Annotated in this window: 10 protein-coding genes and 1 pseudogene; 6 read left to right on the top strand and 5 right to left on the bottom strand. The window is 61.5% G+C overall.

Annotated elements, in window-relative coordinates; genetic code table 11:
- Positions 1-429: 429 nt before the first annotated feature.
- The 4 genes from B0B13_RS05840 to B0B13_RS05855 form a co-directional block, all read right to left on the bottom strand.
- Complete coding sequence (locus B0B13_RS05840) at positions 430-1,986, bottom strand: DHA2 family efflux MFS transporter permease subunit (protein ID WP_076784966.1); 1,557 nt, start codon at positions 1,984-1,986, stop codon at positions 430-432.
- 9 nt (positions 1,987-1,995) lie between these two features.
- Positions 1,996-3,258, bottom strand: a complete 1,263-nt coding sequence (locus tag B0B13_RS05845) for an HlyD family secretion protein (protein WP_076784965.1) — start codon at positions 3,256-3,258, stop codon at positions 1,996-1,998.
- Positions 3,259-3,326: 68 nt separating this feature from the next.
- Positions 3,327-4,805 carry an efflux transporter outer membrane subunit gene (locus B0B13_RS05850; protein ID WP_076797178.1) on the bottom strand — a complete coding sequence of 493 codons (1,479 nt, stop codon included), beginning with the start codon at positions 4,803-4,805 and terminating at the stop codon, positions 3,327-3,329.
- 171 nt (positions 4,806-4,976) lie between these two features.
- Positions 4,977-5,288 (bottom strand): MarR family winged helix-turn-helix transcriptional regulator, encoded by a 312-nt coding sequence (locus B0B13_RS05855; protein ID WP_370643207.1) that lies wholly within the window; start codon positions 5,286-5,288, stop codon positions 4,977-4,979.
- A gap of 444 nt (positions 5,289-5,732) precedes the next feature.
- Here B0B13_RS05855 and typA point away from each other — a divergent pair, with 444 nt between their 5' ends.
- The 5 genes from typA to zapE all read left to right on the top strand — a co-directional run bounded on the left by typA (position 5,733) and on the right by zapE (position 14,836).
- On the top strand, positions 5,733-7,559 hold the full coding sequence (typA, locus tag B0B13_RS05860; protein WP_076784963.1) for a translational GTPase TypA: 1,827 nt from the start codon (positions 5,733-5,735) through the stop codon (positions 7,557-7,559).
- Between the two features lie 336 nt (positions 7,560-7,895).
- On the top strand, positions 7,896-10,751 hold the full coding sequence (locus B0B13_RS05865) for a 2-oxoglutarate dehydrogenase E1 component (protein WP_076784962.1): 2,856 nt from the start codon (positions 7,896-7,898) through the stop codon (positions 10,749-10,751).
- A 114-nt stretch (positions 10,752-10,865) separates the two neighbouring features.
- Positions 10,866-12,170: a 2-oxoglutarate dehydrogenase complex dihydrolipoyllysine-residue succinyltransferase gene (gene odhB, locus B0B13_RS05870; protein WP_076787154.1), complete on the top strand. Its 1,305-nt coding sequence runs from the start codon at positions 10,866-10,868 to the stop codon at positions 12,168-12,170.
- A 15-nt stretch (positions 12,171-12,185) separates the two neighbouring features.
- A complete protein-coding gene (gene lpdA / locus B0B13_RS05875; RefSeq protein ID WP_076794978.1) occupies positions 12,186-13,616 on the top strand; it encodes a dihydrolipoyl dehydrogenase in 1,431 nt (476 codons plus the stop codon).
- Positions 13,617-13,738: 122 nt separating this feature from the next.
- On the top strand, positions 13,739-14,836 hold the full coding sequence (gene zapE, locus B0B13_RS05880; RefSeq protein WP_076794980.1) for a cell division protein ZapE: 1,098 nt from the start codon (positions 13,739-13,741) through the stop codon (positions 14,834-14,836).
- A gap of 121 nt (positions 14,837-14,957) precedes the next feature.
- On the opposite strand, the gene B0B13_RS05885 is transcribed toward zapE, so the two are convergent.
- A complete protein-coding gene (locus B0B13_RS05885; RefSeq protein ID WP_076797179.1) occupies positions 14,958-15,431 on the bottom strand; it encodes a DUF2147 domain-containing protein in 474 nt (157 codons plus the stop codon).
- Positions 15,432-15,659: 228 nt separating this feature from the next.
- Between B0B13_RS05885 and B0B13_RS19140 the strand changes: the two are divergent.
- Positions 15,660-15,837 (top strand): annotated as a pseudogene (locus B0B13_RS19140) (helix-turn-helix domain-containing protein); the annotation flags it as partial.
- Between the last annotated feature and the right edge of the window lie 70 nt (positions 15,838-15,907).

Here is a 15,907-nt window from a genome sequence, read left to right on the forward strand (position 1 = left end):
GTGCCTTGAGTTTTGCCAATGCGTTGGCTTGATTCGATGCGGAACCGACCGATGGTGACGAGTGTTGCGGTTTGCGGTCCATGACGTCGGGTTTGACGCAGGCCGCCAAGTAACGAGAACAGTTTTTAAACCATGCGTTTGGCACGTTGCCCCCCGTAGATCGATTTTGGACGCAAATGTTAAATCGTCGCCATTAATTTGTTATGCAAATTATCGAACTGGGCATTTGAATTACGAACGGCTTATGTGCGGCCAGTATTGGGACGACGAGAGTGTTATTAAAACGGACATTTGCCACGGGCTGCCCGCAACAAGCGCGTTTGCGGGAACCACGACTCGGCTTAATCAGAGGGCGAAGTTGCCAATGTGCTGGAGCGGGGCGCGGCGGGCGGCCTGCAGGCGGGCCACCCGTCGCACCCCGCTCGGCGTTCAATGTGCGGCTGATGCCGCGGCCCCCGCATCGCCGCCGCCGCGCTCAGGCTTGGTGATCCAAATCAACGTAATCAACGCGATGAAGATCGCGGCGGACAGGTAGAACAGGTCGTTGACGCCCAGTTGCGCAGCCTGTTGCGTCATCAAGTTGTTGACGAACCCATATGACTGCGCTTCGCTCATGCCGAGCGCCCGCATCTGCGCGACCGATTGCCCGAATGCCGGGCTGAATTGACTGGTTTGTTCGGCCAATTGCGCATGATGCAGGATCGTGCGATGGTCCCATGCGGTCTGAAAGATCGAGGTGCCGATGCCGCCGCACATGATTCGCACGAAGTTGGACAGACCCGAGGCCGCGGCGATCCGATGCGGCGGCAAGCCGGACAGCGTGATCGACACCAGCGGGATGAAGAATCCAGCCATGCCGATGCCCTGGATAAACGTGGGCACCATCAGCGCAAACGTATCGACGCCGGTCGTGTACCGCGAGCGCAGGTAGAAACACAATGCGAACACGGTGAACGCTGCGGTCGCGATGTAGCGTGGATCCGTCTTGGGCATGTATTTGCCGGTTAGCGGCGACAACAGAATCGCGAAAATGCCGACCGGCGCCATGACCAGGCCCGCCTGCGTCGCGGTATAGCCGATGTGCGTCTGCAGCCACAAAGGCAGCAGCACCAGGTTACCGAAGTACAATCCGTAGCCGACCGACAGCGCCACCGTGCCGCCGGTGAAATTGCGCCGCTGAAACAACGACAGATCGACGACCGGATGCTTGTCGGTCAACTCCCATACGACAAAGAACGCGAAGGTGATGATCGCAATCAGTGCCAGCACGATGATCGTTGTTGAGTTGAACCAATCGAGGTCCTTGCCCTTGTCGAGCATGATTTGTAATGAGCCGACCCACAGCACGAGTAGCACCAGCCCGACGCCGTCGATTGGCGCGCGCTTGACCTCGGAGTCGCGCTTGCGGAAGATCACCCACGTCGCGATCGCGGCGCCGATCCCAACCGGGATGTTCACGTAGAAGATCCACGGCCACGAATAGTTATCGGAGATCCACCCGCCCAGGATTGGGCCAAGCACGGGTGCGACGAGCGTGGTCATGCCCCATAGCGCGAGCGCCATCGCGGACTTGGAGCGCGGGTAGCTCGCCAGCAGCAGCGTTTGCGACAGCGGAATCATCGGACCGGCCACCGCGCCCTGCAGCACGCGCGATGCCAGCAGGAATGGCAGCGACGGCGCCAGCCCACACAACCACGACGAGATCACGAACAGCACGATCGACGTGAGAAATAGCCGGACCTGGCCAATCCGCTCGGTCAGCCAGCCGGTCAGAGGCACGGAGATTGCGTTGGCGACGGCAAACGAGGTGATGACCCACGTGCCCTGATCCGACGACACGCCAAGGTCACCCGAGATAGTCGGGATCGCGACATTGGCGATCGACGTATCCAGTACATTCATGAACACGGCGAGCGAGACCGCGATGGTCCCGACCACCAGTTGCATGCCCGACAGCGGCGGGTGAGACGCTTGTGTCTGGCTCATGGTATAGCCCTATCGTGTGGCGTGCCGGGCTGCGACCGGGGCCAGCCTAGCCGCCGTGTTCGCCGCCGGCCTAGCCGTGTCCGCCGCAGCGACGGCAGTGCCAACGCTGCCGTCGTTCTGGCTGATGATGCGTTGGATTTCAGCGTCGGCCTGCTTACCGTACTCATCGAATACGTCGGTCTGATACACCGTGGTCGGTGCGTTGCCGAGTTCGCCGCCTTGCTCGTCCTTGATCGACACGTTGGCGGTCATCGACAGGCCGATGCGCAGCGGATGCTTTCTCAACTCCTCGGGATCGAGCTGCACGCGCACCGGCAGGCGCTGCACGACCTTAATCCAGTTGCCGGTGGCGTTTTGCGCGGGCAACAGCGAAAAGGCCGAGCCGGTACCGGCTGAAAAGCCCTGGATCTTGCCGTGGTACACGACCGATGAGCCGTAGACGTCGGAGACGACCTCGACCGGTTGGCCGATGCGCATGTGCTTGAGTTGGACTTCCTTGAAGTTTGCATCGACCCAGACTTCGTTCAGCGGCACGATCGCCATCAGCGGCGTGCCGGGCGAGACGCGCTGGCCCACCTGCACGCTGCGCTTGGCGACGTAACCGGTCACCGGTGCAGGTAGTGTGTTGCGCGCGTAGTTCAGGTAGGCATCTCTGACCTTGGCTGCGGCCGCCAGTACGTTCGGATGCTGTGCAATCGCGACGTTGGCAGTTAACGCGCGGTTGGACGCCAACTGTTGACGCGCGATGTCGAGAGCGGCCTGCGCAGCCTTGACCGCATCACGCGCATGAGAGATTTCCTCCTGCGATACCGCGCCGGTCTGGGCAACCGTCAGACGGCGGCGCAGGTCATCTTGCGCGCGCGATAGGTCGGATTGGCGCTGCGCGACCGCGGCCTGGTACTGGTTGTTGTTCACGTACAGCGTACGGACCTGGCGCACGGTCTGCGCCAAGTCCGCTTCGGCCTGCTGTAGCGCGACGCGTGAATCCGCCGGATCAAGCAGCACCAGTGGCTGGCCCTTCTGCACGACCTGAGTGTCGTCCGCCTTCACTGCGATCACGGTGCCGGTGACCTGCGGCGTGATCTGCACTACATTGCCGTTGACGTACGCGTCGTCGGTTTCTTCGTGAAACCGCGCGATCAGTAGGTAGTACGCGCCATAGGCGATCGCGGCAAGCACAATCACGATCGTCACCAGCGTCATCAGGCGCCGGCGTTGGCCGTTGCTTGCGTTTGCGTCGGGCGTGGCGCCTTGTTGTTGGGGGCTGCTCATCAATCGCTCCGTGTCTTCAAGTCTGATTCATTGCATGGCCGGGCGGCCGGATGTGCGGGGGTGGCTCATCATTGGGCCGGCTCGGTGGCGCCGAGCACGGTGCCGTTCGCGTCGAAACCGCCGCCTAGCGCCTTGATCAGGGCCAGTTGCAGGTCGCGTCGACGCATGGTCAAATTGACTAGGGTCTGTTGCTGCGCCAACTGCAGGCTGTCGGCGGAGAGCACTTGCAACTGCGGCGCCAAGCCAGCCTTGTAGCGGATCACTGCCAACTCGTACGCGCGTTTGCTCGCGTCGTATGCGGCTTGCGTGTCAACGAGTTGCTGGTCGACCGAGCGGATCGCGGCCACCTGGGTCGCGACATCGTTCAGTGCGCCGATCAGCGTCTGGTTGTAGTTCGCCACCGCGCTGTCGTAGTCGGCAAGCTTGCCTTTCAGGTTTGCGCGCAGCGTGCCACCGTCGAAGATCGGCAAGTGGAGCGCTGGCCCGGCCTGGATCTGGCGGCTGCCAGACTGCAGGAATCGGCCCCAGCCGAAAGCATCGAAACCGAACCCGGCGCTCAGATTGATGTCCGGGAAAAACTCGGCCTTGGCCACCTTGATGTCGTGCGTAGCGGCCTCCACTTGCCAACGTGCGGCGACAATGTCCGGGCGGCGAGCCAGCAGGTCCGCTGGCAGGTTCGCCGGCAGCGCGACGCTGCCACCCCCGCCCAGCCGCGGCATCGCAATACACAGCCCGCGGTCCGGACCCTTGCCGAGCAGTGCGCCGAGTTGGTATCGCGTCGTGGTGATTTGTCCATCCAGGTCAGTCAATGCGGTCTGGCTTGTTGCAAGGTTGCCCTCAGCGGTGCGACGCTCAACCTCGGTATCCAAGCCTGCGGCAAGGCGCCCTCGCGTGATGGCGCCTACATTGGCGCGGTTCGAGATCTCACGCTGCGCGACCTCACGCAGCGCGTACTGTTGCGCGAGCTGGTTGTAGGCGCGTGCCACCGACGTCGCCAATGTCAGCCGCGCCTGCTGCGCCTCGGCCGCGGCGACTTTTTCCTGGGAAATCGCCGAGCGCAGCGCTTCCCGATTTTTGCCCCACAGGTCCAGTTCGTACGTCGCGCTTGCTAGCACATTGTTCTCGCTGTACCACGCGCCGCCATATGGCGGCGGGAAGAGCGCATTGCCCGAGTAAAGTTCGCGCGTCCACGTGTATTTCGCGTCCGCCTTGGGCAGCGTACTGGCGTTGGCGCCCTGCACATATGAGGCGGCCTTGGCTAACCGCGCCTGCGCTTGGGCAATGGTCGGACTGTCGGCTAGCGCCTCGTCGATCAGTTGCGGCAATTGTGGATCGCCGAACTGAGCAGCCCAATCCAGCGCGGGCCAGATACCACCTTCAGTGGGCAGGCTTTGCGCGCTGTCGAAGCTGTCGGCCCGTGCCGGCTGCTTGTCGCTGCGCAGCCCGATAGAGTTGGCGCAGCCGCCGAGCACCAGGGTGGTCGCCACCAGCGCGGCGGCGCACCGGGCCAGCCGTGCCGGCGGGGCGGAGAATGAAACGACTTTCATCGATCGGTCCTTCGGATAGCCCATATATTGGTGGACATTGCAACTAAATCCTTACTATCAGCCAACAAAAAGTCAACTAAAAAGCTTGCCAATACAACTGATTGCACACGGCATAACCGGATTCGTCAGCGCGATCTGGCCGCCGACTCGGGCAGCGGGGTCGCCTGACGTTTAGCTGGGCGTTTCGTCGCAGTTGATCAGGATGCGGCGTAGCATGCTTTTGAGGAAACCAACTTCCTCGGGGGTGAAGCCGGTCAGCAGCTTGTCCAGTACTCGGTTGTATATCGCTGGCATCCGCGCGGCCAGCGCGGTCCCTTTGTCCGTCAGCTTGAGGCGCACGACACGACGATCTTCTTCACTGCGCACCCGGCAGAGCAGGCCGCGTTTCTCCAGCCGGTCGATGAGCCGCGTCACCGCGCTCGCGTCGATGCCATATTCGCGTGCGAGTTCGGCCGCGGCAAGGCACCGACCACTGCCGAGCATGAATAGGATGCTTGCCTGCGTACTGGTAATGCCTAGTTCGGCCATCGTTTGCTGCGACACCATGTTCCAGATGTTCGAGCGGACCCGCGCGAGCAGATAGCCGACGCTCTCGTCGAAAGGGTAATTGGCGATTTCGGGCGGCAATCCGGCGTTCGGACTCGACATAAAAGGTGTACCGGCAATAGTTGACTTGACATGAATTATAGGAGCCGCCGTGAGGCATCGCAACGGGATTTTCCGCAAAACTGCTTAAAATCGTAGGGCAGTTCACCATGCGCACCGCGTGCGCATGGCGCGGACGCCACAGCGTGGTAGAATCTTTGGTTTCCAATTTGGCGCCCGTGCTACATCGCCCGCTGCTGTGGCGTGATCCTCGGGCTGCGTGCAGCCGCTTTGCCTTGCGTCGGCCCGCTTCGCCACGCACCGCGTTAGAACGACTCCTCTATGACACGCCCGCTCCGCAATATCGCCATCATCGCGCACGTCGACCATGGCAAGACCACGCTCGTGGACCAGCTGCTCCGGCAGTCCGGCACGTTCCGTGAAAACCAGCAAGTCGCCGAGCGCGTGATGGACTCGAACGACATCGAGAAGGAGCGTGGCATCACGATCCTCGCGAAGAACTGTGCTGTTGAATACGAAGGCACGCACATCAATATCGTTGACACGCCGGGGCACGCTGACTTCGGCGGCGAAGTCGAGCGCGTGCTGTCAATGGTGGACTCGGTGCTGCTGTTGGTCGACGCGGTCGAAGGGCCGATGCCACAGACGCGCTTTGTCACGAAGAAGGCGCTGGCGCTCGGGCTCAAGCCGATCGTGGTCGTCAACAAGATCGACCGTCCGGGCGCGCGGCCGGACTGGGTGATCAACCAGACGTTCGATCTGTTCGACAAGCTTGGCGCAAACGACGAACAGCTCGATTTCCCGGTGGTTTATGCATCGGCGCTGAACGGCTATGCCAGCTTGGACGCGCAGGTGCGCGAAGGCGACATGCGCCCGTTGTTCGAAGCGGTACTGCAATACGTGCCGGTGCGCGCGGCCGATCCGGACGCGCCGCTGCAGTTGCAGATCACGTCGCTAGACTATTCAACCTATGTCGGTCGCATCGGCGTGGGCCGCATCACGCGCGGGCGCATCAAGGCCGGCCAGCCAGTCGTGATGCGTTTCGGCCCGCAGGGCGAGCCGTTGAACCGCAAGATTAATCAGGTGCAGGTCTTCAAGGGGCTGGAGCGCGTGCAGGTGGACAGTGCCGAGGCTGGCGACATCGTGCTGATCAACGGCATCGACGATGTCGGCATCGGCGCGACGATCTGCGCGCCGGACGTGCCGGACGCGCTACCGATGATTACCGTCGATGAGCCGACACTGACGATGAACTTCTGTGTGAACACGTCGCCGTTGGCGGGCAAGGAAGGCAAGTTCATTACCAGCCGCCAGATCCGCGAGCGACTGAACCGGGAGCTGAATCATAATGTCGCGTTGCGGGTCAAGGATACCGGCGATGAGACGGTGTTCGAAGTGTCCGGTCGCGGCGAGCTGCATTTGACTATCTTGATCGAGAATATGCGTCGCGAAGGCTACGAACTCGCGGTATCGCGTCCGCGTGTGGTGGTGCGCGAGATCGATGGTGTTAAGCACGAGCCGTACGAGTTGCTGACCGTGGATCTCGAGGACGGTCATCAGGGCGCCGTGATGGAGGAGCTGGGTCGCCGCAAGGGCGAGCTGCTTGACATGGCGTCTGACGGCCGCGGGCGTACACGGCTGGAATATCGGATTCCGGCGCGTGGACTGATCGGCTTCCAGAGCGAGTTTCTCACGCTGACGCGCGGCACGGGCCTGATGAGTCACATCTTCGATGCATACCAGCCGATGCGAGATGGCACGATCGGCGAGCGGCGCAACGGCGTGTTGATCTCGCAAGATGACGGCGCCGCGGTCGCGTACGCGCTGTGGAAGCTGCAGGATCGTGGTCGCATGTTCGTGTCGCCGGGCGACGCGCTGTACGAAGGGATGATCATCGGCATTCACAGCCGCGACAATGACCTGGTGGTCAATCCGATCCGCGGCAAGCAGCTGACGAACGTGCGCGCATCGGGGACCGACGAGGCGGTGCGCCTTGTTCCGCCGATCCAGTTGACGCTCGAGTACGCGGTCGAGTTCATCGACGATGACGAGCTTGTCGAGGTCACGCCGCAGTCGATCCGACTGCGCAAGCGACACCTAAAGGAGCACGAGCGCCGGCGCGCGAGCCGCGAGGCTGCGGCCGACTGACGTGCGTCGCTGTAGCGATGCCGCCGGCGGGCGAAGTCCATTGTGCCGCATCGGCGTCATGCCCGCATGAGCCGGTGTGGCGTTTTTGTATCGGTGTGGTGGTGGTGTGGTGCGGGCGATCCGTCCTCGATCCGCTCCGTTCAGGTCCGGCATCGGCCCGCTTGCAAATGAGGCAAATAGCCGCAATAGGCTAAACGTGATAAGCTTCGCCGATGCATGTTTTAGGTCCTTCCCAGCAGACTTGATTCGCGCAATCCGCTACACGGTCAGGCCGTCGCGCGGAAGGTTTCGTAACCCGCTATTTCTCGAGAAACTCGAAGAAAGGTGAGCGTCAAAATGATGAAGCAATTCCAGCTGAACTCGTATTTGTTCGGCGGCAATGCTCCGTACGTCGAAGAATTGTACGAAGCATATCTCGATAATCCGGCGTCCGTGCCCGAGAACTGGCGCAGCTACTTCGATGCCTTGCAAAACGTACCTGCGTCGGACGGCTCGAATGTGAATGACGTGGCCCACGCGCCGATCGTCGAGTCCTTCGCCCAACGAGCCAAAGCGAACGCATTCATTCCACGTGGCGGCAACAACGACCTGTCCACTGCGCGAAAGCAAGTCTACGTTCAATCGCTGATCGGCGCCTATCGCTTCCTCGGCTCGCAATGGGCCAACATCGATCCTCTAAAGCGCCGCGAACGTCCGCATATTCCCGAACTCGAACCTGCGTTTTACGATTTCACCGAAGCCGACATGGACCAGACGTTCCATGCGACGAACCTGTACTTCGGTTTTGAGCAAGCATCGTTGCGCGACATCGTGAAGGCGCTGCGCGACACGTATTGCGGCACGATCGGTGCGGAATTCATGTACATCAGCGATCCAGAGCAGAAGCGCTGGTGGAAGGAGCGGCTGGAGTCCACGCGCTCAACGCCGAATTTCTCCACCGACAAAAAGAAGCACATTCTCCAGCGGTTGACCGCGGCCGAAGGCCTGGAGCGCTACCTGCACACGAAGTACGTCGGTCAGAAGCGTTTCTCGCTCGAAGGCGGCGAGAGCTTCATCGCGGCGATGGATGAGGTCGTGCACCATGCAGGCAGCAAAGGCGTGCAGGAAATCGTGATCGGCATGGCCCACCGTGGGCGCCTGAACGTGCTCGTCAACACGCTCGGCAAGATGCCGGCGGACCTGTTCGCCGAATTCGAAGGCAAGCACGTCGACGATCTGCCGGCTGGCGACGTGAAGTACCACAAGGGCTTTTCGTCCGATGTCTCGACGGCTGGCGGCCCGGTGCACCTGTCGCTGGCGTTCAATCCATCGCACCTGGAAATCGTCAACCCGGTGGTGGAAGGCTCCGCGAAAGCGCGCATGGACCGTCGTGGCGACCTGGACGGTCTGCAGGTGCTGCCGGTGCAGATTCATGGCGATGCGGCCTTTGCCGGCCAGGGTGTCGTGATGGAGACGCTGAATCTGGCGCAAACGCGTGGCTATGGCACGTACGGCACGCTGCACATCGTGATCAACAACCAGATCGGCTTTACCACGTCCGATCCGCGCGATGCGCGCTCGACGCTGTATTGCACCGACGTCGTGAAGATGATCGAGGCGCCGGTGTTGCATGTGAACGGCGATGACCCAGAGGCCGTCGTGTTCGCCACGCAACTGGCGATCGATTTTCGGATGCAGTTTCACAAGGATGTCGTGATCGACATCGTCTGTTTCCGTAAGCTCGGTCACAACGAACAGGATACGCCGGCGGTCACGCAGCCGCTGATGTATAAGAAGATCGCGCAGCATCCCGGCACGCGCGCGCTGTATGCGGAGAAACTGCTAACGCAGGGCGTGATCGGTGCCGACGAAGCCGATCAGTATGTGAAGACATACCGTAAGGCGATGGACGAGGGGCATCACACGGTCGACCCGGTGCTGTCGAACTACAAGAGCAAGTATGCGGTCGACTGGGTGCCGTTCCTGAACCGCAAGTGGACCGATGCGGCAGATACTGCAGTGCCGCTGGCCGAGCTCAAGCGCCTGGCCGAGCGGATCACGACGATCCCGGAGAATTTCAAGCTGCACCCGCTGGTTGAGCGCGTGGTCAACGACCGTCGCAAGATGGGCGCCGGTGAACAACCGCTCGACTGGGGCATGGGTGAGCACCTCGCGTTTGCATCGCTGGTCGCCTCCGGCTACGCGGTGCGCTTGACCGGACAGGACTCGGGCCGTGGCACGTTCACGCACCGCCATGCGGTGCTGCATGACCAAAATCGCGAGCGCTGGGATGATGGCACGTATATTCCGCTGCAGAATGTCGCGGACGGGCAGGCGAGCTTCACTGTCATCGATTCGGTGTTGTCCGAGGAAGCGGTGCTCGGCTTCGAGTATGGATATTCGACGGCCGAACCCAATACGCTGGTGGCATGGGAGGCCCAGTTCGGTGACTTCGCCAATGGCGCACAAGTCGTCGTTGACCAGTTCATCTCGTCCGGCGAAGTTAAGTGGGGCCGCGTGTCCGGGCTGACGATGCTGCTGCCGCACGGCTACGAAGGGCAGGGTCCGGAACACTCGTCGGCGCGCATCGAGCGGTACTTGCAATTGTGCGCGGAGCACAACATGCAGGTCGTGCAGCCGACGACGCCGGCACAAATGTTCCACCTGCTGCGCCGCCAGATGATCCGGCTGTTCCGAAAGCCGCTGATCGTGTTGACGCCGAAGTCATTGTTGCGCCACAAGGAAGCGGTGTCGGACCTGTCCGAGTTGGCGAGCGGCGCGTTCCATCCGGTGCTCAGCGAGACCGATGCGTCGATCGATCCGAAAAAGGTCAAGCGTGTGCTCGTTTGCTCAGGGCGTGTCTACTACGATCTGATCGCCCATCGCCGCGAGGCAAAGAACGCCGACGTCGCGATCTTGCGTATCGAGCAACTTTATCCGTTCGCGCACAAGCAGTTCGAAGCCGAGCTGAAGAAGTACGATAACGCGACTGAGGTCGTCTGGGTGCAGGATGAACCACAGAATCAAGGACCCTGGTTCTACATCGAGCACCACCTCGCCGAAGGGATGCGGGACGGTATGAAACTCGCGTACAGCGGGCGTCCGGCGTCCGCGTCGCCGGCGGTCGGCTACTACGCGAAGCACTACGAGCAGCAGAAGGCGCTGGTCGAGGGTGCGTTCGGCCGGCTCAAGAGCGCGACGCTGATCAAGTAATTACGCAACGATGAAGCCGAGGGGGGCGAATGCTCGTCCCCCCGGGGGACCGTGCGCCGCGTCTCCAGCGCCTGGTCGCCCGATACGGCACGATACGTATTCAGGATAATGACGATGGCTATTGTTGAAGTTAAAGTTCCGCAGCTTTCGGAGTCGGTGTCCGAAGCTACGATGCTCCAGTGGAAGAAGCAACCGGGGGAAGCGGTTGCGCAAGATGAAATACTGATTGAGATCGAGACCGATAAGGTCGTGCTCGAAGTGCCGGCGCCGGCTGCGGGCGTGCTCGCTCAAGTGATCAAGCACGATGGCGACACAGTTGTTGCCGATGAGGTGATCGCCAAGATTGATACCGAAGCGAAGGCTGGCACCGCGGCGGGCGCGACGGCGACAGAAACAGCTGCCGCCGCCGCAGGCGCCGAAGTGAAGCCGGCGCCGCAAACCTCGCCGACTCCCGCAGCGCAACCGGCCGCGGCCGGCGGCGCCAGCAGCGCAATCGCGTCGCCGGCCGCCTCGAAGCTGCTCGCGGAGAAGAACCTGAGCGCCGGCCAGCTGAGCGGCACCGGCCGCGACGGTCGGGTGACCAAGGGTGACGTGCTAGCAGCTGGCGCGTCGCCGGCCGCCAAGCCGGCCGCGCCGGCCAGTGTCGCCGCGAAGGCGGCGCCGTCGCGTGCCGCGTTGCCGCAGGTCGCTGCGCCGGGTGCGGACACCTGGCTGACGGACCGCCCGGAGCAGCGCGTGCCCATGTCACGGCTGCGCGCGCGGATCGCCGAGCGCCTGCTCGAGTCGCAACAGACTAACGCGATCCTGACCACGTTCAACGAAGTGAACATGGCGCCGGTCATGGATCTGCGCAGCAAGTACAAGGATCGCTTTGAGAAGGAACACGGCGTGAAGCTCGGCTTCATGTCGTTCTTTGTGAAGGCGGCCGTGCATGCGCTGAAGAAGTTCCCGCTCGTGAACGCGTCGATCGATGGCAACGACATCGTCTACCACGGCTATTTTGACATCGGCATCGCGGTCGGCTCGCCGCGCGGCCTGGTTGTGCCGATCTTGCGCAACGCAGATCAGATGAGTCTTGCGGACATCGAGAAGAAGATTGCCGAGTTTGGTGCGAAAGCCCGGGACGGCAAGCTGTCGATCGAAGAAATGACCGGCGGCACGTTCTCTATCTCGAACGGCGGCGTGTTTGGCTCGATGCTATCGACGCCGATCATCAATCCGCCGCAATCGGCGATCCTCGGCGTGCATGCGACGAAGGAGCGGCCGGTCGTTGAGAACGGCCAGATCGTGATCCGTCCGATCAACTATCTTGCCCTGTCGTACGATCACCGGATCATCGACGGTCGTGAGGCGGTGCTGTCGCTCGTCGCGATGAAAGAAGCGCTGGAAGATCCGGCACGCTTGCTGCTCGACCTTTAAGCGAGGAATGTCTTCATGGCAAAAGAATTTGATGTCGTCGTGATCGGTGCGGGCCCCGGTGGCTACATTGCGGCAATCCGCGCCGCGCAGCTCGGCAAGAGCGTTGCTTGTATCGAGAAGTGGAAGAACCCGGCCGGCGAACTCAAGCTCGGCGGCACCTGCCTGAATGTCGGCTGCATCCCGTCGAAGGCGCTGCTGGCCTCGTCCGAGGCGTTCGAGAATGCCTCGCATCACCTCGACGATCATGGCATTTCGGTATCGGACGTGAAGATCGATATCGCGAGGATGCATGCGCGCAAGGACGCGATCGTCAACAAGATGACCAAGGGCATCGAGTTTCTATTCCGCAAGAACAAGATTACGTGGCTCAAGGGACACGGCAAGTTCACTGGCAAGACCGACGCCGGTTATCAGATCGATGTCGTCGGTGAAGGCAGCACGGAGTCGGTGATCGCGCGCAACGTGATCATTGCAACCGGTTCGAAGGCGCGCCACCTGCCGTTTGCGAAAGTAGATAACCGGATTGTCGCGGACAACGAAGGGGCGCTGGCATTCGATTCGGTGCCTAAGAAGCTGGCGGTGATTGGCGCGGGCGTCATCGGGCTCGAACTGGGTTCGGTGTGGCGGCGCCTCGGTGCCGAGGTGACAGTACTCGAGGCGTTGCCGTCGTTCCTCGGCGCCGCCGATCAGGGATTGGCGAAGGAAGCCGCGAAGCAGTTCGCGAAGCAGGGATTGAAAATTCACCTGGGCGTGCAGATCAGCGAGGTGAATGCGACCGATAACGGCGTAACGATCTCGTACGCGGACAAGGACGGTCACGCGCAGAAGCTCGAGGCTGACCGCTTGATTGTGTCCGTGGGCCGCGTGCCGAATACCGACGACCTCGGTCTCGAGGCGATTGGGCTGACGGTCAACGAGCGCGGATTCATCGACGTTGACGACCATTGCCGTACCAAACTGCCCGGTGTCTATGCGATCGGCGATGTGGTGCGCGGTCCGATGCTCGCGCACAAGGCCGAGGACGAAGGTGTACTGGTCGCCGAGGTGATTGACGGGCAAAAGCCGCACATCGATTACAACTGCATCCCGTGGGTCATCTACACGGAGCCGGAGATTGCGTGGGTCGGCAAGACCGAAGAGCAATTGAAGGCGGAAGGCCGACAGGTCAAGACCGGACAGTTCCCGTTCATGGCCAACGGACGTGCGTTGGGCCTCAATCGCGCCGATGGTTTCGTGAAGATGATTGCCGACGCGAATACCGATGAACTGCTCGGCGTGCATATCATCGCGGCGAATGCGTCCGATTTGATCGCCGAGGCGGTCGTCGCGATGGAGTTCAAAGCTGCATCGGAGGACATCGGGCGGATTTGCCATCCGCATCCGTCGCTTTCCGAAGTGATGCGAGAGGCGGCGCTCGCCGTCGACAAGCGCGCGTTGAACATGTAACGCGAAGCCGGGTCCGCCTCGCGCCGAGGTGGATGCCGGGGCTGCCGGCCGGGCTGGCGTGAGCCCGCCATGCGACAGGCGGCGAAATGGGGCGGGTAACACCCGCCCATTTTCTTGCACCGATGAACGTCACCGAATACTACGAGAAGGAACTGGCTGAACGCGGCTATCAGGCCGATGTGGCGCAACAACGCGCGATCAGCCGACTGCAACGCTGCTATGACGACTGGGTAGCCTATAAGGCGCGGCGTTCCAATGCGCTTAGGAGGTGGATCATTCGACCGGAGCCGCCATGCGGAGTCTACATGTGGGGCGGCGTTGGGCGCGGCAAGAGCTTCCTGATGGATAGTTTCTATGCTGTCGTGCCGGTGCAACGCAAGACGCGGCTGCATTTTCACGAATTCATGCGCGAGGTGCACCGTGAGCTTGAGGTGCTTAAGGGTCGCGCCGATCCGCTGGACGAACTGGCACGATTGGTCGCGAAGCGTTATCGATTGATTTGCTTCGACGAGTTCCATGTTTCGGACATCGCTGATGCGATGATCCTTTATCGGTTGTTGTTGAAGTTGTTCGACAACGGCGTGCAGTTCGTGATGACGTCCAATTACGAACCCAGTACGCTATACCCCGAGGGGTTGCATCGCGACCGGCTGCTGCCTGCGATCGACTTAATCAACGAAAGGCTCGACGTGTTGAACGTGGATGCGGGCACTGACTACCGCCAGCGCACGCTGGCACAGGTGCAGACTTACCATACGCCGCTGGGCGCCCATGCCGACAGGGCATTGCGTGAGGCGTTCGCGCGGTTGGCTGGGGTACCAGACGAGAACCCGGTGCTGCATATCGAAAAACGCGAGATCAAGGCGCTGCGCCGCGCCGATGGTGTCGTCTGGTTCGATTTTGCGACGCTATGCGGTGGACCACGGTCGCAAAACGACTACCTGGAGTTGGCGACACGCTTTCACACGATCATTTTGTCGGACGTGCCGCAGATGGCGCCGCGTATGGCGTCTGAGGCGCGTCGCTACACGTGGTTGATCGACGTACTCTACGATCATAAGGTCAAGCTGTTGATGTCGGCCGCCGTGCCGGCCGAGCAGCTGTACGTGGAAGGGCCGATGGCCAATGAATTCGCGCGGACCGTGTCGCGCATTGTCGAGATGCAATCGAAGGAATATCTCGAAGCGCCGCGGCGCATCGTCGATACGTCATTGACGTGACAGTGCGCGGCCCCGTGGCCGTGCGTGGCGCGCCGTCGGCGTGCCGCAGTTCGATGGGCGCGTACCACGCGTGACTGCTGGCTGGCGGGGACATATGCTGATTGACGAGGCGTGCAACGCGTTACTGCTGACGGTTCCATGTCTGTGAACGGCCGATCAGCGACACGCCGATATAACCGCGCACGACCAGCTTCTGGCCGTTGTCCTCGACGTGCATCTTGCACTTGTAGACCTTGCCGTTTTCCGGATCAAGGATATGTCCACCCTTCCAGCTGTCTCCGTCCTGCTTCATGCCGTCGATGATCGTCATGCCGAGCATCAACTGGTCTTTGCGCGCGTCCGTGCATGCGGTGCAGCGGCAATCGGGTTGGTCGTTTGTGGCCAGCCCCTTGACGATTTTGCCTGCCAGCGTGCTGTCGGCTTCCTGCGCGATCTGGACCAATGCCTTCGGTTGTCCTGTGTGGTCGTCGATTGTTTGCCAAACGCCAATCGGCGATGCGTTGTCGGCGGCGAGGGCGCTGGCATCCGATATGGGCAACGTAATCGCGACTAGCACGCCGCAGACCGCGCGGAGATTGAGCAACGCTTGTATCACGTCTTCCTCCTGATACGGGGCGTTATCGTCACGGGCCATGGTGGACCCGGTGCGATGGCGGTGTGCCGCGTCGCATGATGCAGGCGCGCGAACCGGCACATACTGACAGTGCGGTATGGCACGGCGTTGACGGTGCCATCGATCACGAAAAGCATACGGCAAAGCGGCGCTGCCGTTTGGTAGAACGACTTCTAAGCACACATGCGATCGCTGACATTGGCTCGTCGCGCCCAACCCGTGCCGGCCGATAGCATCCCCGAAGTGTTGGTCGATCGTAGTCAGTGGAATATGGCGGAATGCTCGCGAATTATTGCGGCGTTGTCATCAAAGCTGGAAGTGGCACGACACCGCGCAGCATCTGGGCTTTAGCCGCGCGGTACTATGGGAAAAGATGCATCAATACTAGATCTTGGACGAGGAACCCGAAACCCACGAATTTAAGTAATATTGACCCCACGAAAAAGCGCACACTCGGA

The organism is Burkholderia sp. b14 (assembly GCF_900156195.1).
Classification (GTDB): domain Bacteria; phylum Pseudomonadota; class Gammaproteobacteria; order Burkholderiales; family Burkholderiaceae; genus Mycetohabitans.

Excerpts from the sequence above, each read along its gene's own strand:
- lpdA (WP_076794978.1), top strand. The coding sequence starts at position 12,186 with ATGGCAAAAGAATTTGATGTCGTCGTGATCGGTGCGGGCCCCGGTGGC.
- zapE (WP_076794980.1), top strand. The coding sequence starts at position 13,739 with ATGAACGTCACCGAATACTACGAGAAGGAACTGGCTGAACGCGGCTAT.
- B0B13_RS05855 (WP_370643207.1), bottom strand. The coding sequence starts at position 5,288 with ATGCTCGGCAGTGGTCGGTGCCTTGCCGCGGCCGAACTCGCACGCGAA.
- typA (WP_076784963.1), top strand. The coding sequence starts at position 5,733 with ATGACACGCCCGCTCCGCAATATCGCCATCATCGCGCACGTCGACCAT.
- odhB (WP_076787154.1), top strand. The coding sequence starts at position 10,866 with ATGGCTATTGTTGAAGTTAAAGTTCCGCAGCTTTCGGAGTCGGTGTCC.
- B0B13_RS05865 (WP_076784962.1), top strand. The coding sequence starts at position 7,896 with ATGATGAAGCAATTCCAGCTGAACTCGTATTTGTTCGGCGGCAATGCT.
- B0B13_RS05840 (WP_076784966.1), bottom strand. The coding sequence starts at position 1,986 with ATGAGCCAGACACAAGCGTCTCACCCGCCGCTGTCGGGCATGCAACTG.
- B0B13_RS05845 (WP_076784965.1), bottom strand. The coding sequence starts at position 3,258 with ATGAGCAGCCCCCAACAACAAGGCGCCACGCCCGACGCAAACGCAAGC.
- B0B13_RS05850 (WP_076797178.1), bottom strand. The coding sequence starts at position 4,805 with ATGAAAGTCGTTTCATTCTCCGCCCCGCCGGCACGGCTGGCCCGGTGC.